Here is a 24194-nt window from a genome sequence, read left to right as displayed (position 1 = left end):
TTGTTCCCGGGTTCTCGTGCACAGTTCAAACTTCATCGGGAGAGCGAAAGGTTGTCATCTCCTTTCGCCGCGCATAGCGTTGTTCTTTCATTGATATTTTTTCAGGTTTTATCACCCCCTGTTCGCCAATCACCCAACTGAGCGGGCGTTGTTCTTTTCCAACCGAAGCGGCGAGCAGGGTGAGGCCTTCCATAAATGCATCGGGCCGTGGCGGACAACCGGGCACATACACATCCACCGGCATAAACTTATCCACGCCCTGCACCACACTATATATATCATACATGCCTCCGGAGTTGGCGCAAGAGCCCATGGAGATTACCCAACGCGGCTCCATCATCTGTTCGTAGAGGCGTTTGATGATGGGGGCCATTTTAATGAATACGGTGCCGGCCACGATCATCACATCGGCTTCGCGGGGCGTGCCCCGGATCACTTCCGCGCCAAAGCGCGCCACATCGTATTTCGGTGTCATGCTGGTGGCCATTTCCACAAAGCAGCACGACAAACCGAAATGAAACGGCCACATGGAGTTTTTCCGGCCCCATCCCAGAAGGCTTTGCATAGACGACAGCATGACACTTTGCTGCACCGTTTCCTCGAACGATCCCGTGCCCGTCAACGCGCTGACGGGAGCATCCGGTTTAGTGAGCCACCATTTCATGCGTTGCAGTTTTGCGTTTTTTGTAAGCCTTCAGAATTTTGCGGCCGTCGGGGCCAAAGTCGAGCGCGCCGTTGCGCCATTCATAAATGAGCACCACCACCAGCAGGATGATGAACGTGAGCACCCCGGCATAGCCATACCATCCCAGTTCACGGAACGCGATGGCCCATGAAAAAATGAAAATGGTCTCCACGTCAAAAATGACAAAGAGCATGGCGATGAGATAAAATTGTGCTGAAAAACGGAGACGTGCAGAGCCGGTATTGAGAATGCCCGACTCGAAGGGCTCGCCTGTAGCGCGGTCGTTGTGGCGTTGGCCGAAGACATACGACAGTCCCAGTATTGCGCCAACGAGGGTGAACACGATTGCCGCATACGCGAGTATGGGCCATACGAGTGTGACGGTTTCAGGTGAACGATTCAAAACTTATTTGCCTCCAGCAAATCGTTTGGAATGCCGACGTTCAAAAATTAACCAGACAGGTTTGTCAAAGATGCTTGCAGCGAAATTCTCTTTCCGCTGCCACAGTGCGCGTTTAGTGCGTGATGTACTGCTCGAGGTTCTCGATGATGAACCGTTGTTCTTCGAGCATGTAGCGAATGATGTCGCCGATGGAAATGATGCCGACCAGTGTTTCGCCGTCCAGCACCGGCAGGTGGCGGATGCTGCGGTTGGTCATAACCTGCATACATTCCTCTATACTATCATCGGGACATACGGTGATGGGGCGCTCACTCATGAGCTCTCGGATGAGGGTTTCTTTTGAATTTTTCCCTTTCAACACGAGCTTGCGGGCATAATCGCGTTCGGTGAAGATACCGACCAGTTTTCCATTTTCGCAGATTAGCAGGCCTCCGACATTCTGTTCAACCATTAACTCCAAGCCATGATACACAGTGATGGTAGGTTCAACGCTGAAGACGGCAGTACCTTTATTCTGCAGGATGTTTCTGACTTTTCCCATAAAATAAAGCGGATGATGATGAAATGAATTTAGGAGATCTAAACACTAAAAGCAAGCCTGCAATCGATTTAGTGATACCAGAAACATTTTTACGGACACATTCAACGGACGGCCGGAGGGCTTCATGCAGGCTTGGGATGCTTTTTTACTGCCGGACACCCCGGGAAAAACGGTCGATGAAAAAACAGGCGCCGCAGGTTCGGAAATGCATCGCTTTTCCAAAAAATCACATCGCCCAACACACAATGACCTTCCTAAACCAGGGTCGCTTCAAAAAAAATGCTTACAAAAGTTCAGGTTTGGCAACCTCCTGACTGTTGATTCGTAAGAACCATACCCGAGCGATGTATGGTAGTGTTGAAAGAAAAACGGGTATGAACGGTGGCCCGGGTGGTTACTTAACCGGTGATGCCCGGATTCAAAAAGTGACCAAAAAAGTATAAAGCAGTACATGAAAAAAAATGCTTCTGGGGAATTTTATAGACGATTTCAGTTATTTTATCCCCGAAATCAGCCCTATTCACACGTTCGCATGAAAATATTTAAATAAAATCTGCAAAAAAGTTACATGCGATAATGTTTTTTGTTAGTTTTGAAATGTCTAATAATAGTTTGGCTTTAAAGATCCCGAATCCAGTCCTAAGCGCTCTTCACAAATCTTTAAAGCAATAGTTTTTATTCGGTATTTAAATTTTTAATACCATGAAAAAAGTGTTGCTGATCGAGGATGACGCTCCTCTTTGTTTGCTTCTTGAGAAAATCCTCAAGAATACTTGCGAAATTTTTATCATTAACGATGGTATGGAAGCCTGGTCGTGGCTGACCGATGGCAATACGCCGGACCTCATCATTTCTGATTTAAAGTTGCCCAATCTCGACGGCATTGAACTTCTTGAAAACCTGAGCAACAGCGGGCTGTTCACCAACATCCCCGTTATTGTGCTCTCCGGCTTTGAAGATGGAAGCAAGCGAAGAAGATGTCTTGAACTCGGTGCGTTCACGTACCTGCTCAAACCCTTCGATCCTCAGTCCCTCGTGACAGAGGTTGATCGTGCATTAGCGTTTCGTAAGGAAAATTTACTTGTAAATTAACATGGAAGCGGTTCTACCCTTTAACTCCCAAAATTTTAGCGCAGATCTTAGCATCGACTCACAACCCGTGTCTGCCAAAGATCTGACCCGTCACATCCTTCGTATCGGTTTTCCGGCAAATGCCCTGGAAAACGAATATGCCCTGGGTGCGACTCTTTTTACCAACACCACCCTGCAAGGGGCTGTGAACAGCATCATTGCTTCCGAGCAAATTGATGCGCTGTTTGTTCACCCTGACCAGCTCACTCCTGCCCTTCAGCCTCTGAAAACACTGGCCAAAGCGCAAGCCATTCCCCTGGTGGTTTATTCTGCAAAATACGATCAGCAATGCCGCGAGCTCGCGTTGAAGAACGGTGTGGACGACTACTTTTATGGTAGCATCACCGCAGCCTACCTGAAACGCCTCGAGTTCATCACCAAGCTGAAGAACTATAAAAACAAGCGTGGCAACAAGCCCTACGTGAAGCAAGCCATGGACGATGCTCCAAAAATCAAGCTGTGGGCGTTGAAGAGAACCTTCGACATCCTGGTTTCGGGAACAGCATTGCTCTTCTTGTCGCCCATCATGTTGCTGGTAGCGCTCCTCATTAAACTGGAGTCTAAAGGCCCTGTGTTTTACATTTCGAAACGCGCCGGCTCCGGCTACAAAATTTTCGACTTCTACAAATTTAGATCTATGCGCATTGGTGCCGACGCCGAATTGGCAAAGCTTGCGCACCTGAATCAATACAGCGAACAAACCGATGGCAGTGTGTTCTTTAAATTGAAGAACGACCCCCGTGTGTCGCGCCTTGGCCAGGTGTTGAGAGATACCAGCCTTGACGAACTGCCCCAGTTGATCAACGTATTGAAAGGTGACATGTCGTTGGTGGGCAACCGCCCCCTGCCCCTGTATGAAGCCGAAAAACTGACAAAAGACCAGATCGCATGGAGATTTCTAGCCCCTGCCGGCATCACCGGGCTATGGCAAGTGACCAAACGCGGCAAGGAAAATATGTCGGAAGAAGAAAGAATTCAGCTGGACATGGAGTATGCCATGAACAATTCGTTCCTGTATGATATGAAAATATTTGTAGGAACATTCCCAGCCCTTATCCAGAAGCAGCGCGTTTAAGCCGTCATGTGGATACTTGAGCTGCTGGTTCTTTCTTATTTCGTATTCGTCGTTTTCTATACTGCATTCTTTTCTGTCGGGGGCTTGTTCTATCGAACGGTGCCGTTGGATGCCCCCAGCTCCTTCAAAAAGTTTTGTGTTCTCATCCCTTCCTACAAGGAAGACGCGGTGATATTGTCCGTGGCCCGGCAGGCTGTTGTTCACCCCTATCCTGCGGAAGCGTTTGATGTGGTGGTCATCGCCGACTCGCTGCAGCCCGAAACCATCGTGGCCCTGAAGCAGCTCCGCCTGCGGGTGATTGAAGTGTCGTTCACCAACAGCACAAAAGTGAAGTCCATCAACAAGGCCCTGGAAGTGTTGCCCGACGGCGTTTATGATGCCGTGGCGTTGCTCGATGCCGACAACGTTATGGAAGACAATTTCCTGCATCGCATGAACGGTCTGCTCCAGAAAGGCTATCGGGTCATTCAAGGTCGGCGCAAAGCCAAGAACGACGAGAATTCACTCGCGTTTCTCGACGGCGTGAGCGAAGCCATCAACAACTACATCTATCGCCAGGGCACCGTAGCGCTGGGCATGCCGGCGTCTATCATTGGGTCGGGGATTGTGTTTGACTATGGTATCTTCAAAAGCAAACTCACCAGCATGAACTCCGTGGGAGGTTTCGACCGCGAGCTGGAGTTGCTGTTGCTCCAGGATAAAGTGCATGTCTACTATGACCGCGATGCGATTGTGTATGACGAAAAAGTGGCACAGACCAAGTCGTTCGAAAACCAACGGAAGCGCTGGATCGCGAGTCAGTTCTTTTACCTGCGCAAGTATTTCAAACAAGGCGTGACCTCGTTGTTCACAGGCAATTTCCTGTTCTTCAAAAGCGCTATCCTCACCAACATTCAATTGCCACGCCTCATCAACCTCGGTTTGCTAACGCTGCTCACGGTGGGTTTGTTCTTTGTGCGCGACTATCTTCACTATGGGTATGGCATCTGGGCGACGTTGTTTGTTGTGAACATGGTGGCCACATTATTGTCCATCCCACGTGAGTTCTATTCGATTAAATTTTTGAAAGCCTTGTTGTCGCTCCCCTATTTGTTTGTGCGCATGTTTTCGCTGCTCTTCAAATTGAAAGGCGCCAACAAGAAGTTTATTCATACGCCGCACGGACAACAGCACCTCACCTCCGAAAAACCCCTTAATCCAAAACTCTAATGGCTCCCTCACCGTTAGTTTCGCTCATCACCATAAACTACAACACCCTTACAGACACCCAGCAACTATTGGAATCTGTGGAGAAGCTAACCTACAAGAACATCGAGATGATCGTTGTGGACAATGCTTCAAAGGTGTCGCCTGGCGCAGCACTCACGGCAAAATTTCCCTGGATAAAATTTATTCAAAGCGATGTAAACCTCGGTTTCGCCGGCGGAAATAATTTGGGCATCAAAGCCTCTAAAGGTGACTATGTGTTTCTGGTGAACAGCGACACGATTGTGTTTCCGGATTTCCTGGAGCCCATCGTTGCGTTTATGGAGTCACACCCCGATGCCGGCATGGCCACGCCAAAAGTTTTGTATCCCGACGGAAAGACCTTGCAATATGCCGGAGCCATTCGCATCAATCCCTATACTGGACGCGGACGCAGACTTGGGTTGTTGGAACAAGACCATGGCCAGTATGATAAGAATTATAAAACCGACCTGGGTCACGGCGCCGCATTGATCATTCCCCGCAGAATCATTGACCTGGTGGGGCTCATGCCTGAGTTATATTTTCTCTATTACGAAGAACACGACTGGTGTGAGATGGTGAAGCGCGCCGGCTTCTCGATGTATTACATCGGCGATTCCAAAATATTGCACACCGAGTCGGTGAGCACCGGCAACGACAGTCCGCTCAAGACCTATTACCTCACCCGAAACCGGCTCATTTTCATGCGTCGCAATTTCAGTGGCATACCCTTGTTGAGCGGCATGCTTTTTTTCTTCACCGTTTCGTTGCCGTGGAATATCCTGAAGTATACGGCCAAGGGTAAGATGACTTTATTGAAAGCATTTTTGCGTGGGGTGGGATGGAATTTGACACACTTACGATTAGCTTTGGGTGTATGTCTATAGCCGCTACCATCCGATCAAAGCAGGAGGCGTTCAAACGCAGCAATCCCGACAGCAGTTCGCTTGATTTCTTTATCAATCTTTTTCAAGGTGGCATGCGGGTGTTCATGGCACGCATCTATTTGCGCAAGTGCACACGCATCGGTCGCATGGTGTCGATCAACCGAAAACCGGTCATCGACAACCGTGGCGAGATGATTCTGGGCGATGAAGTGCGCGTGTGGTCGAACATTGTGCAGGCCAAGCTTTATACCGGAAAAAAGGGATCGCTCATTGTGGGCACAAACTCGCGGCTCAACGGCGTGCACATCGATGTGCAACACCGCGTGGAGATTGGCGCCAACGTTAGAATAGCCCCCTATACCATCATTCTCGACAGCGACTTTCACGATCTGAAGGACCACTTCTCGGATGGTGTGGCAAAGCCTGTCATCATAGAAGATGACGTGTGGATTGCCACGCGCTCGACCATTCTCAAAGGCGTTCGCATTGGCAAGGGTGCCGTGGTGGCCACAGGCTCCGTGGTTACACGCGACGTTCCTCCTTACACTGTGGTGGGCGGAGTGCCCGCGAAGGTGATTAAGAAAATCGATGTATGACTATACATTAAAAATCCTTTTTAGTAAATTGTCCTACCAGGCTTCCCCCAGGCCTTGGCCCGATGTACGCATCTTACTTCAAATCACGCCTAACGCGCTTTTGACCTATGAGTATCCGATGGACTACAGGTACGTGGACACCGACACTTCTTTGGCTACACCCGGGCCTCAGACAATGTTTCTTCTTGTTTGAAATTGCCGTTAAAAAATCGAACGGCCTGCGTATACGCCGCATCACCGTTGTGTTGTGTGATCCATTGCAGTTTTCGAAATCAAGCGCCAGGAAATCGATTTCAGATGTGCGGCATTTTGGAAACGGCAGTCTATCTTGCACGATGGCAGACCCTGCACTTGCCTGGTCGACCATCCCAATCCTGGAATTCTTCCTGATTTTTCGAAGGGAAAGACACTATGGATTGGATAGACATAAAAGAAATTAAACACGGGTTAACTTGGATTTCCTGCATTTCATAGGTTTAGAATAAAATAACAAATGAAAAGCAGTTATTCTTGTTTTGCTTTTTTGTAGATTAAGTAATATAGAACTATAAGGATTATGGCTTGTCGACTCTCTACTCTAGTGGTTCTTACCGCTGTGCTAACAACGCTATGCAGCCACGTCTATGCCCAGTGCGGGTGTGACTTCATCATTTCAACTGCTGCCACCGAGTGGCAATTTGACGGCGCAAAGAAAGGTGTTAAACCCGGAAACAAAATATGTTTTGCCTCGGGAACACGAACCGGCATCGGTCTCTTAAACATCAAAGGAACAAAAGACAAGCCCGTTATCATCACCAACATGTGCGACGGCAAAGTGGTTATCAACGCGCCGGCCAGCTATGGTAACTGTATTCAAGTCGACAATTGCCAATACATCCAGTTTACGGGCTCAGCAAATCCAGCAGAAAAATATGGTATTGAAATTCGGGGTGGCCAAATGGGGATAAACTTCCAGGGCTTGTCCACCGAAGTGGAAGCCGATCACCTGAAAGTGAACTTCACCGGCTGCTGCGGCATTGTGGCCAAGACCGACCCCACGTGCGATCAAAAAACATGGCGCGCGAACTTTGCCATGACCAACACTCGCATCCACGACAACTATATCGGCGACACAGGCTGCGAAGGCGTGTACCTCGGCAATTCGCACTACGACACGGGTGTTGACCGCGGTTGCGGACAAACCGTTTTGGAGCACGCCATGGAAGGCGTCTACATCTATAACAACGAACTGCGCAACATCGGAAACGACGGCATCCAGATTGGTGGCGCACCCAAAGATGTGGAAGTGCATCACAACACCATCTATAACGTGGCCACCAAAGCCAACTATGGTCACCAGAACGGCTTTCAGGCCGGCGGTGGCACAACGCGCGCGCTGGTGCACGACAACATCGTTGACACCGGCACCGGTCATTGTTATTACGATTCGGGGGGCGGTGGAATCTACTACAACAACATTGGCATCAACGGTCTTCAGGGTGGCTTCCTGCTGCAGGACACCAACCCGGGCTATGCCCCTACCGGCTTCATTGTTACCAACAACACGCTTATCAATTGTCAGATGGTGGGTCTGCTGATGTTTAGCGAGAACCCTGCCCAGTCGCAGTTTGTCAACAACATCATTGTGGCCACAAACCAGTCGGGCTATTCGTATGTGAAGCTGAACAACCCGAGTGGTGTTATCAAACTGATCGACGCCAACAACATCAAAACAAATGACATCAACCTGCCGAAGTTTGTCAACGCGTCGGGCAAAGATTTTCACTTGCAGCCAACCTCTCCCGCCCTCGATGCCGGCAAAGACATGACGTCGTTCGGCATCACCGACGACTTCGATGGCAACATCCGCCCTTCGAATGGAAAGTTTGACATCGGAGCATTTGAATATCAAAGTGGAAAAGTATCCTCCAACGCAGGCAAGGATGTGATCATCACATTGCCTACCAACTCGGTGACATTGCCCGGCTCGGGCAACAGCGCGACGGGCATCACCGGCTATAAGTGGACCAAGAAATCGGGAGGCGTGGCCACCCTTGCCAACGACCTCACCGCGACACTGAGTGTGAGTGGTCTTGTGGCGGGCAGTTATGTTTTTCAACTGGAAGTGACTGACGCCGGCGGCTCAGCTTTTGACGACGTGACCGTGACGGTGAATCCGGCGGCCGTCAATCAAAACCCTACCGCCAATGCGGGAAAAGATCAGACAGTAACCCTGCCTACGAGCACCATCACTCTGAAAGGTCAGGGCACAGATCCCGAAGGCTCAGTGCTTACCTATGCGTGGGCCAAGTTGAGTGGCCCTGCCGTTACACTGGCCGGAGCAACCACTACAGACCTTGTGCTGACGGCCTTGCTGGAGGGCACCTACCAATTTCAACTGACGGTGACCGACGACAAAGGGGCCTCGGCCACAGCCACTGTGAAGGTGACGGTGAATCCCGCCGCGACCAATAAGCCTCCCGTTGTGGCGGCCGGCGCAGACAAGACCATTTATCTCCCTATTAACCAGGTGGTGCTGACCGCCACAGCTTCTGATCCGGAAGGTGGTGCGCTCACGTTTTTGTGGGAAAAGAAATCCGGCTCTACTGCCACCCTGGCCAATGACAAAACAATATCGCTTACCGCCAGCAGCCTTTTGTTGGGTACTTACGTATTTCGCGTGACGGTGACCGACGACAAAGGTGCCACCGCGTTTGACGAAGTGACAGTGCAGGTGCTACAGGCCAACCAAAACCCGGTGCCCAACGCCGGCAAAGATCTGTCGATTACATTGCCCACCAATACCGTTGTGATTTCCGGGTCTGCTACAGACGACGGTTCCATCACCACCTATGCGTGGACCAAAACCAGCGGCGGTGCAGCAACGCTCACCAACGCGGCCACAGCCACGCTCACCGCGAGCGGATTGGTGGCCGGCACCTATGTGTTCCGGCTGACCGTGACCGACAACAACAGCGCCAGCGCCTATGATGAAGTGACGGTAGTGGTGAACGCCATCCCTGTGAACACACCGCCGGTGGTGAATGCCGGTGCCGACAAGAATCTGACCCTGCCTACCAACACCGTTATCCTCACCGGAACGGCGACCGATGCCGACGGCATTGCCACGACCGTGTGGACGAAAAAAAGCGGCCCGACGGCGACCCTTGTCAATCAAAATACCCTGAACCTCACGCTGCAAAATCTGGTGGCGGGTGTCTATGTGTTTACCCTCGAAGCAACCGACACCAAAGGCGCGAAGAACTCCGCCGACGTAGTGGTGGCGGTGCAGCCCAACACCGTGAATCAGTCGCCCGTGGCCAGCGCAGGCCCCAACAAGTTTGTGACCTTGCCAGCCAATTCCACCACACTCACAGGCACATCGTCGGACCCCGATGGATCGATTGCCAGCGTGGTGTGGACAAAGGCCAGTGGCCCCGCTGTAACGATCAGCGGCGACAACACGGCAACGCTTTCGCTCTCCGCCCTGGTGGAAGGAATCTATGTGTTCCGCTTTACCGTGACCGACAATCAAGGTGCATCGGCCAGCGATCTCGCGACCGTGACCGTGACCACGGGCAACATCTCGCCGGTGGTGAATGCCGGTGGTGACAAAACGGTTTCTGCCGCGGTGGGTTCCTATGAAATCAATGCCAGCGCCAACGACCCCGACGGAACGATTGACCTCTTCGCCTGGATACAGGTTTCAGGTCCCAACACGGCCACCCTCAGCGGACAAGGATCGGCTACACTGTCGGTGAGCAACCTTATTGTGGGCAACTATGTTTTCAAGATCACCGTGACAGACGACATGCTGGCCACCGCTGAAGATCAGATGACCCTCACGGTATTGCCCGCATCCACCAATCAACTTCCGCTGGTGAAGGCAGAGTCGGATCAGGTGATTTACCTGCCCACCAACAGCATCGTGCTTACGTCGACAGCCAACGATCCCGATGGCACCATCGTGTCGAATGCCTGGACACAAACCGGTGGCACGGCTGCCCTCATGGACAACCAGAACACCGACGCATTGACCGTGCTAAACCTGGTGCAAGGTGTTTATAAATTCAAAATCACCGTGACCGACAACAACGGCGGCACCGGCACCGACGACGTGCAGGTGACTGTGCTACCGGCCACCACAAATCAACCGCCCGTGGCCAACAGCGGTGGCAATAAAATCATTCAGCTCCCCACCAACACGGTGACGCTGGCAGGATCGGGAACCGATAGCGATGGTTCCATCGCTTCGTATGCGTGGATAAAAACCTCCGGCCCTGCCGCCACGCTTGCAACGCCCACCAATGCATCGTTGATTGTGAATGGACTGCTGCAAGGAACCTACGTGTTCCGCCTCACGGTGACCGACGACAAGGGTGCTACTGCCGCTTCTTCTGCCACCGTCACGGTGCTGCCTGCTACGGTGAACCATAGTCCGTTTGCCGATGCCGGACCGAACCAGTCACTCTATCAGCCTGCGTCGACCACCAGCCTGACCGGGTCGGGCTTTGATGAAGACGGCACGATCACCAAGTATGCCTGGACACAGGCCAGCGGACCTGCCGGTGCTGTTATTGCTACGCCTGCGGCCGCTACAACAGACATTTCCAACCTGGCGCTGGGCACCTATACGTTCCGACTCACGGTAACCGACAACGCCAATGCTACCGGCTCTGACGACATCCTGGTGACGGTGAGCGACGCGTCGGCCAACAAGCCTCCCGTGGCCATAGTTCAGGATAACCAAACCATCACGCTGCCCACCAACAGCATCAACCTCGTGGGTTCCGGTTTTGATCCGGATGGCATCATCACAACCTATAAGTGGTCTAAAGTGAGCGGCGGTGCAGCAACATTGGCCAATGACAACACCCCTACCCTTACCGTTACCGGTATGGCTGCAGGACAATATACCTTCAAGCTTGTGGTGACCGACAATGGCGGCGCCTCCAACGAAGATGTGACGATGGTGATTGTGAGACCACAAAACATCAACCAGCCTCCTATTGCATTTGCCGGTGGCGACAAGCGTTTGTATCTGCCCGTGAATGCCACATCGCTGCTGGGAAGCGGATCGGATGTGGACGGCACGGTGATTGAATATGCCTGGACACAACCCGGCGGACCACCTTCTACCATGACCGGCCAGGACGTGCCGACGCTGAAAGTGAGCGCGCTGACACAAGGTTCGTTTGTGTATCGCATCACCGTGACCGACGACATGCTGGCCAGTTCGTTTGACGAGATGGCCCTGGTGGTGGCCCCGCCTACTAACAACCTCGCTCCTCAGGTGATTGTGGGCAACGACACCACCATCTATCTTCCCCAGACCACACTGTCCCTGAAAGCTTCGGTAACCGACGACGGTGCCGTTCAAAATTTTCTGTGGACCAAAGTGAACGGCCCCGCATTAACGCTGAACAATCCTACCGAGCAAGACCTGGACGTGACCAATCTTGTGGAAGGAACCTATACATTGCAATTGACAGCCACCGACAATGTGGGTGCATCATCGTTTGATCAGATTGTGGTGAAGGTGATGCCCGGCACCGTGAACCAGCCTCCTACGGTGAGCGCCGGTCCGGACAAAACAATTGCATTGCCCACTACGCAGGTCACCCTGAACGGCACGGCCACAGATTCGGACGGCAGCATTGCTACCCTGAAGTGGACCAAAACCAGCGGCGGAGCAGCGACATTAACAGGAGACCAAACGCTGAGCCTGCAACTGTCGGGCCTCGCCGTTGGCACCTATGTGTTCACGCTCACCGCCACAGACAACTCGGGCGTTGTTGCCTCCGACAACGTGCAGGTGGTTGTGAACCCCGTGCCACCTAACCAGCCTCCCGTTGTGGATGCCGGACCAAGTCAGGTGGTGAGCCTTCCCGCTACGGCCACTACGCTGAACGGCACCGCGACCGATACTGATGGAACCGTGACCGCCGTGAAGTGGACACAATTGCAAGGCCCCAACACGGCCACCCTTGCGAACTCCACCAGCCTGACGTTAACCGTGAGCAATCTCGTGATCGGAACGTATGTTTTCAGACTTACGGCAACCGACAACAACAGTGCTTCGGCCTTTAGCGATGCCATTGTATTTGTTTCGGAGAATCCCAACGACACCAAGAAAAAACCGATTGCCTATGCCGGCGACGACCTGACTGTGGTGTTGCCCGACAACGCCGTGTCCATTGCCGGAGAGGGTCTTGATCCCGATGGCTTTATTGAACGTTACCTCTGGGAACAGACGGCCGGTGCGCAAGTGCCCTATACTGTGGAAAACAATATCCTGCACATCACCGACATGACGTTGGGGTCGTATGCCTTCCGCCTCACCGTGGTGGACAGCGATACGCTGAGCGGCTTTGACGATGTGAACATCACCGTGATCGAGAAGGTGGATGAGATTCCAAAATTCTTCTCCCCGAACAACGATGCCGTTGGCGACTACTGGACTTTCCGTAACGTGGAAGCGTATCGCGAATGCTCGCTGAAAGTTTTTGCCCGCTCGGGACAGGAAGTGTTTGGAGCCTTCCCCTACGAGAACAACTGGAACGGAACCTTCCATGGCAAACCGCTGAACGAGGGTGATTATTACTATACGCTCTCTTGTACGGACGGCCGCAAACTGACCGGAGCAGTCCGAATATTACGCTAAGCCTGTGACCCTATGCTGAAATTTTTTACCATCGTATCGGTTTTGCTTCTCGCCTCGCTTGCGTTACCCTGCGCGGGACAGCAATACCCCTTCTACACACAATGGATTTTTAATCCGTACACCATCAACCCCTCCATGGTTGCCGCAGGGCGCCGCACAGAGGCGAACATTACCTATCGCCAACAATGGACACAGATTCAGGATGGACCACGCACGTTGCAATTCGACATCCAACATCCGCTTGATTCGCGCATGGCCATTGGCCTGAATGTGTATGACGACCGCACCGTGCTGGTGTCGGCAACCTCGGCCATGCTCACGTTTGGTTATAAGGTTCCCCTGGCCACCGATCACTCTCTTGGGTTTGGCATTTCGGCCGGCGTGTTTTCCAATCGCATTCGCCTGAACGACATCACCAATCCCATCGATCTACAGGACCCGGCGTTGCTCAGCACAACGTCTAACAATTTTTCGTTTGATGGTCAGTTTGGTGTGAACTACACTTTCAAGAGTTTTGTGTTGGGCTTTTCCATGTTGAAACTGGTCGATCACAAGACCTTGTCGCAGGAGAGCTTCCAAAAGGTTTCGCTCAGTCCGTTAAAGAACAAAAACCTCTTTGCCACCTACCGGTTCACCCTGGTGCCCGACACCTGGGCGTTGCAGCCCTCCATTTCATATCGCTTCAACGACGACGACGTGAACTTCTATGAAGCGAGCGCATTCGTGTCCTACAAAGGTGTGTTGGATGTGGGTGGCGGCTACCGTCAATACTTTGGACCTTCGGCCATGCTGCGCGTGCACGTGAAGGATATCGCCATTGGTTATGCCTACGACTTCCCCTCGCCCAACATGCAGGTGTCGACCGGCGGTTCCAATGAAGTGCAAGTGAAGTGGCGCTTTGGTCGCTCGATAAACACGCCGTCGAAGAAACCTTCGAAAGAGAGTGCGCCAGCGCGCACCGACGAAGATGTGGCCAAGGCCGCTACTAAGACGGTTGACCCTGAGAAGACCGATAGCACCGGTGCGGTCTCTCCCACCGACAACGCGGTTGCAAAGACCGAGAACGCTGCGGCCGAACCCAAACGTTCGTCATGGGAAGATCACATGGAAGTTGACGACAAACTGCCCGGCCAGTATTACTATCTGATTGTGGGAACATTCAAGAAACAATCAAACGCCAACAAGCTGGTGCGCTACCTCGCCGACGATGGTGTGACCGCCGAAGTAAAGAAAGTGGATGACTACTACTACGTGCACATCTCGAAATACAAAACAAAGATCATCACGTTAGATCGCGTGATGGAGATACGCCACGAAACACAGTTTGCTGACGCGTGGTATAAACGACTTGAATAAGGCCCTTTCTTAAATCAGGCCAGGCGTTGCCTGGCCTGTATTTGATTCTCGATGTGTTGCAACACCACCGGCAGAAAAATCAGCAGCGTAGGCACCAGGTATAAACGACTCTGGTAGGCCACCACCGAAAACAAATGAATGCCAAACCACACCGGCACGATCACAATAAAAAAGATCTTGAGATACTGATTCATTTCCTTGAACAGGAAAAGGCACCAGATGGGCAGGAAGCCAAACACGCCATACATTTCCATATACGTTTTCACGCTAACCGAACTGAACAGGTTAAGCTTCAGCATGGGCAACCCGGCGGGTACACGCCAATCGGTCTGTGGCCGATAACCAAAGTGCATCCGTATGGCGGCAAAAATAACTACAAAGAAAACCATAGACACCGCGGCAACAATCCACGGCTTGAAGTTGGTAAAGAACAGCTGTTTGAAGTCGGGCCATTTCGACCAATCGACCTTTGAGCAGAAATAGATCGCCGGGATCATCAACGATGTTTCGCGGTTCAACGCCCCCAGAATGGTGAGCGGCACAATCCACCAATCACTATAGCCTTTCACAATCACCAGCCCCGCCAGCAAATAGAGCGTCACGTCCATATAGGTATTGAACGACAGATCGCTGTCTACCACGGCATTGCCCATCATGAACGGAATAAACATGATGCTGAGCAAAACGATTGAGCGGCTTTTCAGGAAGTGTGAAAAATATTGAAACGCAAGAAAGAAGATCAACGCGTTTTGCAGGAAACGGAATCCTACGAACACGATGGTGTATTTGATGAACTCCGGCTGTTGTGCCAGGCGAAGCATCTTTTGAGTCACTTCGTTTTTGTCGCCGGTGTTGCCCGGCAAGTTCAGTTGAGGTCCGGCAAAGTGAATGAGCTTGAACACGGTGTGATCGAGCACCTGGTAGGTTCCCTCTACGATTTCATAGCACAAAATCCTGTATTGCCAGGGATTGTAGAACATGGAACGGTCGGCTTTCCAATCGAGAAAACGTTCGTATTGTTCGATGGCAAGCCCGCGATAATAGTTGGTGTAGATGGGATAGGCCGCCATCCACGCAATGATGAAAAAGATGAGAATGGAATAGGCAACCTTACTTCGTGAGGATAACTGTGTAGTGGGGGTAAACATAGATTTGCTTTTTATTCGTACTCAGAATTTTGAAACCGATTTTCTCAGCGGTTTCGCAAAGGCGCTTCATAGACCATTCGTGGCCGATCTCGCGGGCAAACACCAGGTCATGCATTTTATTGAATAGCACAAAAGGGCTTCCGCCGTTAATGTCTTTCACGATGAAGCGCGCGCCCGGACGCATGTGGGCATATACTCGTTTGAAGAATTCGTTCTGGAATTTCACCGGGATGTGATGCAGCACGTCGATGAGAAAAATGAGATCGTACTCATTCATATTGTCGGGCAACGTGGTGCCGTCGTAGGGACGAAAATCGGTGGTCACCTTGCCGCTGTAGGGCTTTAGCAACTCGCGGGCGTTGTTCACCAGGCGGTCGTCGATCTCAATGCCTCCGATGCGTTTGATGTTTGTGAATTCCGCCAGGAGCAACGCAAATTGCCCTGAGCCACATCCGATGTCGAATGCGCTCTTGGCATCCTTCACTTCGTTGAGCAGCTCATCGAACGGGCAGATCAACGGCCGGTAGCTGACTTTAATTTGATCCAGGAAACCCGACTTCACGGTTTTCAGCTTCAAAAAAGAAACCAACTCACTGGTCTGTATCATGTTGCAACTTGATTACGGTTGAAGAACTTATTTTTAAACGAAAGCAATGGCTTCTCAACCACCACGAAGCTTATGTAGGCCACGCCGATGCAGATCAATCCATAGCATATAAATCCCAGCAATGGAATTTTAAAGTAAGGCTTTGCAAATTTACCAAAAGCCATCCAGATGATCCAATGATAAACGTATAGGCCATACGATATCTTGCCCAGAAACACCATGAACGCATTCCCGAACAGCACACGAACCACCTTTCCCTGCTCGTATTTCACGACCGCCAAAATGATGCACATGCACAACAAGGCAATGAGCGTGTAGGACCAAACGTACTGATAGTTTTCCATCCCCCCGCACGGATAGCCCAGCGAGCTAATACCCACCCCAGATCCGCCGTTCACCATGGCCGCATAGTTCAGTAGTCCCAGAGCCACCGCGAGGAAGCCCGCACCCCAAAGCCATTTGGCCGGGTTGATGGGCGCCGACAGCAATCCAAACACCGGGATCGCCGCCCCGAAGGCAAACGTGTCCCACTGTCCAAACGTGAAGCGATACACAATCTGCCCGGTGAAGTCGGCAGACACTCCCTTTTCCAGCAGGTAGCTGGCCAGCAGGAAGCGGATCACAGGCGCTACCAGGATCATGCCCACCAGCACCACCCGCAGCTGACGCAGCGTGAGGAAGTAGACAATGAGCGGCCAGAACAGATAGAACTGCTCTTCAATAGAAAGCGACCAGAAGTGTGTGAAGAAGGTATCAAACCTGAAGTCGTAGACCAGAGGAAATAAGTTGTAGGTGTACGTGAACAGGAACGGGGCCGTTTCCCGGAAGTCTTCGGGTGTGTGAAAGGCGGCATAAACGCCCGCGACGAAAAAGATGTAGAGATAGTAGATCGGGAAAATCCGAAGGGTACGTCGCCAGTAGAACCCCTTCATGTAGAGGCCCAGCGATTGCTCCTGCTTGTCTTGCAACAGAATGGTGGTGATGAGATAGCCCGACAGCACAAAGAACAACTGGACGCCCATCCAGCCCATCTCGATCAGATAATCATAGTGAAAGAACATTACCAATACGATGGCCAGGCCACGTATTCCGTCTAGATTCTTTACGTACTTCAATCTTCTGGGATATGTGTGTTGTGAATACGATAAAAAAAAACCTACCTCACGCGAATGAGGTAGGTTTCTTGAAAGAACATCTTAGTATTTAACGAATTTCTTCACTTGCACTTTGCCATCGGGATAGGCAAGCTTCAGGAAGTAGATGGAGTTTTTCACACCGTCGCCTTGCAGATCGAGGCTAAAGGTCGAAGTCACTTCATCGTTGGTGTAGGTGCCTTCTTTCACAACCTTACCCATTTGGTCAACCACCGCATAGCGGATGTCGCCGATTGAAGAGTCGAGCGTCTTGATGTTCAGCTCGCTTTGAGTAGGGTTAGGATACAGCACCACTTGAGGGTTCGATTCGCCATAGCGAACTTCACGCATCGTGCCACCTTTGGTTTCGGTTCTGCCACCCGACACACCTGAACTACGGTCGTCTGTAGGATAGGCTTCGATCACGATCGCGTTCAGGATTGACCAAGGCGATCCAAGGGCTTCTTGCACGGCGATCTTCACTTCGCTATTCTGATCGGGAACGATGCTTCTCAGATAGCCAACGTTCGAGATGTTTTGATCCTGACGGTTCGATACTGTTCTGGAACCGATCGTAAAGTTTGTGGTCACGTTCAAGGCCACGTCGATGGCGCCAAGGAATCCGAAGTTGTAATTGAATCCCTGATCCAAACCTTCTATCGTCAGTTTACCGATGCCGTTGTAGGCGTTGGTGTAGTAGAAGCTCTTCAGAACTTTATCCGGGAAGATTCCCGAGTTGTTGCCGGTAGACATACCCCAGTCGTTCATACCTTCCATGGCTTCTTCGAAGCGGAGACGCAGACCGGTTTGATTTCCGGATTCGTCTCTCAGGTTATAGAACACGTCGTTGTCAACCGCCAGGCGGCTCAGGTTGTTCCAAGGTGCAGGTGCATCGTATGCTGCCACACCGTTGATGTTAATGTATACTGCGAAGGCGATTGTTCCGGCGCTGGCCACGTTGCTGTAGCCTGTGAAGCCACCAGGAATGATTGCTCTTACTTTGTAGTAGTATTTCTTGCCGTTGGTTGCACCGGTGTTGTCGGTGTAGGTTGCCACGTCAGTTGCAGTTGTTCCGATGAGCGAATACACGCCGTCGGCAGTGGTGGTGGAACGATACACTTCAAATCCGGTTTCCGTAGGCGAATTGTCTGACCAGCCAATGATGATGTTGGTCTTCGAGTTGGCCGAAGCGATCAGCGAAGTAGGTGCGAATCCGGAAGGATCGATGGCTACAGCTTCGATTATCAAACCGTTGATGTAACCTACTGTTGCATCGCCTGCTTTCGTAATGTCGACAGTCACTTCACCGTTGGCATTTGTAACCACGTCAGAGATCACGGCCAGGTTTGAGGTGTTGCCTTGAACATTCACCGACGATGTGCGGCTTCCGATGGTGAACACCGTGCTGCCATTGTTGATGATTGATCCGTTGTTCGTGAAGTTACTGCTGGCTACGAATTTGAACGTGTACTTGTTGAGCTTGCTCAAACCCGACACTTTGAGTTGTGCTGCGTTGGGCGCGTTGAAGGCACCAAACCAGTAGTATTCTCTCAATACGGCATCCGGCACGACACCCGAATCCGATCCGGTCACTGCGCCTTCGTTGAAAGCACCACCGAAGCCGGAGGTGAGGGTAACACTTACGTTACGGTTCACACCGCCATCGTCTTTCAGGTTTGCAAACACATCGTTCACCGCAGGGGCTTTCGACGTGTTATTCCAAGGCGCTGCAGCATTCGAGCTCTGGCTGAAGTTCAGCGATATTCTGTACACCAATGTTTCGCTTACAGTCACTGTCACATCTTTCGTTGTGGCGGCACCTTTGTTATCCGTTGCTTTCACCGTGAAGGAGAATACACCCAGGTTAGCCGAAGTCGGATTGAATGTTATCGTTCCGGTGAGCGGTGTGTTTTGCTGATAGGTTGCGAACGAAGGGAGACCTGTTACAGCAATCGTAAGTTGGTTGGCAGGAAGATCCGTTGCCGAAACCGTCACAGTAGATTGTGAGCCTCTGGTGAGGGCCAGGCTACCGGTGAGTGTGATTTTAGGCGCAAGGTTGGGAACGCTGATCGAGTCGATGTTCGAGTAAGCCGACACTCCTGCATCATTGAACGACCTAACCTTGTAGTAATACTTGGTGTCTTCCACCACTGTGGCGTCCGTGTAGGTAGTGCCGTTGGCGGCTACCGCTGCTGCGTTCACTTTTGTATAGGTGCCGTTCTTTGTGAGCGAACGGAACACATCAAATCCATTTTCATTGAATGGTGCATCCACCCAAACCAGCTTGGCTTCGTTGTTCGCGTTGAGCGCGATGTCAAGTGCGCGGGGTGCTGCAGGGGCAGTGCCATCCTGATATACCGATTCAACAACCAGTGCATTCAGGTAACCTACTTGCGAGGCACCTTCTTTGCTCATGGTGAAGGTGATCGAACCGTCGGCCGCAGGGGTCACGCTGGTGATCTTGCCTACTGTTGAGCTGTTGTTCTGTGCTCCAACCGAAACCGTCTTCGCACCGATCGTGTAGGTAGTTGTTCCGTTGTCGGATACACCTGTCCACTTGCTGCTGGCGAGGAAGCTAAGAGTATAGTTGCGTGCAGGGTTAAGACCGGTCACTTTCACATCCACGGTATTCGGCGCGCCGAAGATACCGAAGTAGTAGTAGTCGCTGATTACCGCGTCAGGATAAACACCCGAGTTGTTGCCGGTCACGGCGCCTTCAAACCAGGTGTTCCAGGCAGTCGTTTGGAAATCCAAACCAACGGTGGTGGTAGCACCTGTGTTGTCTTTCAACGCTGTTGTTGTTTTGCTTGTGATGTTGTTCCAGGGAGCGACAGCGCTGGTAGAGTACACCAGGTTCATCGATACCGATGAGTTCGGGTTCACATCGCCCACAGAAACTTTGAAGGTTCTGGCCGATTCACCGCCAACGTTATCCTTCACCTTAACAGTGAGTGAATAGTCGCCTGAGTGAATGTAGTCAGGAGTAAGCGTTACGGTTCCCACGCCTTGTGCATTGCTGCTCAGCGAAGCAAAGGCAGGGAAATCAACCGCTTCCCAAATCAGGTTCTGCGTGCCGGCATCAGACGATGCCGTGATGGTTACGGCGCGTGTCTGACCTTCGCTCATGGTCACATCGCTCACAGGAACAATGTTGGGCACGTCTTTGTCGGTCACCACAAACTTGAAGGTGGCTGTATCTTTTCCAGTGTGTTGATCTGTTGCAAATATCCGGATGTTAGGATACTGTCCGAGGTGCGCCAGTTGAGGTGTGAACACCAGTGTACCGGTTCCGTCGCCCTGATCCGAGAACGTTGCAAAGGCCGGCAGGTTTTGCGTAGTGAGTGTCAACGGTTCGTGATCGTCGTCCTGGGCCACAACACTCAACGTAAGTGTCTTACCATATTTCAGGAAGATGTCGGCAATGCCTGTGATCACAGGAGGCGTGTTGAGCGTAGTTGCACTCACAATGGCTGTGGACGTGCTTCCACCTGTACCTACTGCAGATACTTTATAGAAGTATGTTTCATTGGGGAACAATCCTTCGTCAAGGAAGCTCGTAGTGTTCGGAGGAAGTGTTTTGAACAACACAAAGCTGGTCGAAGTGTGTACCGAACGATACAACTCGAATGCCGTTTCTGTTGTGCTGGCATCTGTCCAGGAAACGTTGATGGAGGTCTTAGACAAAGGCGATGCTGCAAGGCTTGTCGGCGCTGCAGGGGCTGCAGGCAACGGCAGGGTTGTAGCATTCACATCGTCATCAGCCAACACCGTCGACGGGATGAGTTGTTTGGCAACGCCCGGTCCTTGGTAGCGAACTTCAAGTCCAAAACCACCTGTACCGTTTCTGTATGAAACCACGATGTCGTGTACGCCTGCCGTGAGGTTGTTCACCACACCGGAGCGCTCAGTCATGCCTTGGTTGAAGTCGTTTGCCACACGTTGCACACCATCGATGAACAACACGCTTCCGTCATCCGAAGTGGTGAAGAACGTGTAGTTGCCGGTAGTGGCAATTTTAATCTTACCAACCCACTTGAATGCAATGTTTGCATCACGCTTCCGGGGCGTCAGGTCGAAACCTGTGGACGTTCCCGTAGAAGTGGGTGTCAGCGAGTTAATGTTGGCCAACGTGGTGAGGGTCTGTTCGTAGTAGGAGTATGCAACACCTCTCGTGATTTCATTCGAAAGGGTCGACTCACCGTAGCGGCCAATGGCCTTCACACGGTAGAAATATTTCGTTGCAGGATCAACTGCCTTGTCGCTGTAGGACGTGGTGTTGGCAGGCACGATAGCAATGGCTGCATAAGGGCCGGCTGTAGCAGTCGCTCTGTAAAGTTGGAAGCCTGTTTCGTTCGTGCTGTTGTCTTTCCAGGTCAGGTTGATCTGGTTGTAGGCAACGGCAGACGCAGCAAGTTGTGTCGGGAATGCCGGAGCCACATCAGGATACGTGAACGTTGATTTGAATTGAGAATCCGGAATCAATTGACGGGTTGAACCAATGCCGCTGGCTGTATTTTTCCAATACAACTGCATCGTTCCAGTTCCTGTGATGTTGAAATACGTGATAACAATCGGATACGTACCGGCAGTGGCAAAGTTCTTTGTGCCTGTGCGGTATTGCAAACCGTGTGCACCGTCGTTGTTCACAACCTGATAAGATGCACCGTAGCCACCGATGTACACTTTGCTTCCGTCGTCGGAATATGTTTCAAAGGTATAGTTACCGGCTACAGGGATGGTGATGTAACCTTCCCAGTACATGGCAAAGTTTGTATCGGTTGTTCTCACGCTAAGGTCGATGTTAGGCGTGTTGCCCAATTTCACGGGTGTCAGCGTGTTGAAGTCCGGAAGCACAGTCCATGAACCGGTGAATACTTTATAGTTGAGGCCGTTGTTGATCGAAGCCGCCGTCACCTGGTTACTTTCAGGCGAAAGGTTGCCGGTCACGTCTCTTGCTTTCACAACGAAGTTATACACTTCATTAGGCGTCAGGTTATATACGGTAGTCGAGAGACCATTCACAGCAAGCACCTTTGTGCCATTCTTGAAAATGTCGTAGCGATACACACCTACGTTGTCTGTAGCAGCTTCCCACACCAGTGTAACCGATGTTTTTGTGCTACCCGCCACAACCAGGTTCAACGGCGCTGTAGGAGGTGTTGCATCCACTTTCGTTGCCACGCCAATGGTGGTCGAGATAGGACCTGCCGCAGAGGCATTGATAGGGCGAACCAGGTAGTAATAGGTAGTGTTCGGCGTCAGGTCGCTGTCAACATACGTGTTGGCATTGGCGGCCGTAGTCGTCAATAAGGTGAAGGGGCCAGTAACGGTCGCACCTCTGTAGATTTCAAAACCAGTTTCGTTGTTTTGAGGTGTAGGGTTGTCGCTCCACGCCAGGGTGATTTGCGTTTGTGTGTTGGCATAGCCAAGGAAACCACTGATGCCGTCGGGCTTGTTAGGGCCGTTTGCATTCACCACCGTGAACACGGGCGATTCAACACTTGAACAGCCGTTCACTTCAGTCACAGTGGCTTTGTATGTGCCTACAGTTGCCGTTGAGAACACACGGGTGTTAGCTACGATTGCGTTGGTTGCAGCGTTTCTCCATACATAAGCAGAGTATCCTTCGGGTTCTTCAAGCGATGTTGTTGTCGACCCGTCGGGAGCGGGCAACACAATCGTCTTGTTAGCAGAAGGAACGATAGCAGGCGTGTAGGTAGGTTGTTTTGTTTTCACTTCAACCGGAGCAGACCATTCGCTCCACACACCTCTGTTTTTGATACGACCGGTGTACACACCGAATTGCGTAGCGGTGATTTTGTAAGTGGTTGCACCCGGAATAAGCACACCGTCTTTTCTCCACTCATATGCGTCGAAGCCGGGCGTGAAACCCATCGTTGCAGAAGTGGGAACGCCAGGACAAAGTTCGTTTCTATTAAAGAGTACTAAAATTTCATTTTTCTTGTGCGATAAGAACCAAGGGAAGAAATCAGGACGGGCATACATAGTTTCCCATGTGCCGTGACCCACGCCAGGGAGGTAGAAATACTCAAGGTGACCACCGTTGGTGTTAAACCAATCTACGATCGTCTGAGTCCATCCCGGGTTAGGGTTGTTGTCTCTCTCACCTTGCGACTGACGCAGGGGGATGTACAACATTTTTTCTTGTTTCGCATCATCGTTAGAAGCCGACATCGGGAAAGCTGCTGCGATCAGCGTAGGGTTGGCGATCGTGAACTTCCACGTGTCACCACCACCACCAGACAAACCGTGGATGTAGATACGGTTGATGTCGATGGGCAGAATAGAGATCATCTTCTCCAGCTGAGCCTTGATCTGATCAAGCGTTGAAGATTGCTCATAAAACAAAAATCCTGGAAATAATCCGGATTTCACGGCGTCTCTGTGACGCTGGCCACCATGTTTCAGCTGGTTGTTGTTGTCTGTACCCGTCTCCCCTGCTCCGTGCAGGAAGATGATCATCGGGTAAAGTTTTCCGGGTTCGGAAAACGTCCACGTTTTCGTAGGCGTGTTATAGGTCACCCCATTTGGAGGCATCAACCTAAACCAGCGGTTTTGATAAATGAACGGGAGGAACGGTGATGTGTCCCAGTTGGTACCAACTTGCTGGTAGCCCCAAGGCTCCAAAGCATTGTTGTCGCGTGTACCGGTAGGAAAAGGGACGGTTTGGGAAAAGACTGAAAATGCAACCAGGAACAAGGTCGCAAGTAAAGCCAGGGACTTTTTCATAAAGGGTAATAG

The 24194-nt window shown here is 51.5% G+C and carries 14 protein-coding genes; 7 read left to right on the top strand and 7 right to left on the bottom strand.

The features are described 5' to 3' along the window. Positions 1-25: 25 nt before the first annotated feature. The 3 genes from nuoB to JI741_RS23665 all read right to left on the bottom strand — a co-directional run bounded on the left by nuoB (position 26) and on the right by JI741_RS23665 (position 1629). Positions 26-664: an NADH-quinone oxidoreductase subunit NuoB gene (gene nuoB, locus JI741_RS23675; protein WP_202013914.1), complete on the bottom strand. Its 639-nt coding sequence runs from the start codon at positions 662-664 to the stop codon at positions 26-28. After that, on the bottom strand, positions 645-1088 hold the full coding sequence (locus JI741_RS23670; protein WP_202013913.1) for an NADH-quinone oxidoreductase subunit A: 444 nt from the start codon (positions 1086-1088) through the stop codon (positions 645-647). Before JI741_RS23670 ends, nuoB begins: the two co-directional genes overlap by 20 nt. 112 nt (positions 1089-1200) lie before the next feature. After that, a complete protein-coding gene (locus tag JI741_RS23665; RefSeq protein ID WP_202013912.1) occupies positions 1201-1629 on the bottom strand; it encodes a CBS domain-containing protein in 429 nt (142 codons plus the stop codon). A gap of 702 nt (positions 1630-2331) precedes the next feature. Between JI741_RS23665 and JI741_RS23660 the strand changes: the two genes are divergently transcribed. The 7 genes from JI741_RS23660 (at position 2332) to JI741_RS23630 (ending at position 14544) form a co-directional block, all read left to right on the top strand. After that, on the top strand, positions 2332-2721 hold the full coding sequence (locus tag JI741_RS23660) for a response regulator (protein ID WP_202013911.1): 390 nt from the start codon (positions 2332-2334) through the stop codon (positions 2719-2721). A gap of 1 nt (position 2722) precedes the next feature. After that, on the top strand, positions 2723-3835 hold the full coding sequence (locus JI741_RS23655; RefSeq protein WP_202013910.1) for a sugar transferase: 1113 nt from the start codon (positions 2723-2725) through the stop codon (positions 3833-3835). Between the two features lie 6 nt (positions 3836-3841). Further along, the gene (locus JI741_RS23650) at positions 3842-5044 is read left to right on the top strand and encodes a glycosyltransferase family 2 protein (RefSeq protein ID WP_202013909.1); all 1203 of its coding nucleotides are present in this window, start codon (positions 3842-3844) and stop codon (positions 5042-5044) included. Beyond that, positions 5044-5949 carry a glycosyltransferase family 2 protein gene (locus JI741_RS23645; RefSeq protein WP_202013908.1) on the top strand — a complete coding sequence of 302 codons (906 nt, stop codon included), beginning with the start codon at positions 5044-5046 and terminating at the stop codon, positions 5947-5949. The genes JI741_RS23650 and JI741_RS23645 overlap by 1 nt, the downstream gene beginning before the upstream one ends. After that, positions 5940-6545, top strand: coding sequence for an acyltransferase (locus tag JI741_RS23640; protein WP_202013907.1), 606 nt, complete (start codon positions 5940-5942; stop codon positions 6543-6545). The genes JI741_RS23645 and JI741_RS23640 overlap by 10 nt, the downstream gene beginning before the upstream one ends. Positions 6546-7140: 595 nt before the next feature. Further along, complete coding sequence (locus JI741_RS23635; protein WP_202013906.1) at positions 7141-13188, top strand: PKD domain-containing protein; 6048 nt, start codon at positions 7141-7143, stop codon at positions 13186-13188. A gap of 12 nt (positions 13189-13200) precedes the next feature. Beyond that, positions 13201-14544, top strand: a complete 1344-nt coding sequence (locus tag JI741_RS23630) for a PorP/SprF family type IX secretion system membrane protein (protein ID WP_202013905.1) — start codon at positions 13201-13203, stop codon at positions 14542-14544. Between the two features lie 14 nt (positions 14545-14558). Here the strand turns inward: JI741_RS23630 and JI741_RS23625 are convergent, their stop codons facing one another. From JI741_RS23625 to JI741_RS23610, 4 genes are all read right to left on the bottom strand, one after another. Beyond that, entirely contained in the window at positions 14559-15692 is a 1134-nt protein-coding gene (locus JI741_RS23625; protein WP_202013904.1) for a hypothetical protein, read from the bottom strand. Beyond that, complete coding sequence (locus tag JI741_RS23620) at positions 15655-16299, bottom strand: class I SAM-dependent methyltransferase (RefSeq protein ID WP_202013903.1); 645 nt, start codon at positions 16297-16299, stop codon at positions 15655-15657. Before JI741_RS23620 ends, JI741_RS23625 begins: the two co-directional genes overlap by 38 nt. Beyond that, a complete protein-coding gene (locus tag JI741_RS23615; RefSeq protein WP_202013902.1) occupies positions 16296-17414 on the bottom strand; it encodes an acyltransferase family protein in 1119 nt (372 codons plus the stop codon). The genes JI741_RS23620 and JI741_RS23615 overlap by 4 nt, the downstream gene beginning before the upstream one ends. A gap of 81 nt (positions 17415-17495) precedes the next feature. Further along, complete coding sequence (locus JI741_RS23610) at positions 17496-23990, bottom strand: fibronectin type III domain-containing protein (RefSeq protein WP_202013901.1); 6495 nt, start codon at positions 23988-23990, stop codon at positions 17496-17498. Positions 23991-24194: the final 204 nt, after the last annotated feature.

Source organism: Chryseolinea lacunae (genome assembly GCF_016735595.1).
GTDB classification, from domain to species: domain Bacteria; phylum Bacteroidota; class Bacteroidia; order Cytophagales; family Cyclobacteriaceae; genus Chryseolinea; species Chryseolinea lacunae.
This window is presented reverse-complemented; position numbering and strand designations above follow the sequence as displayed.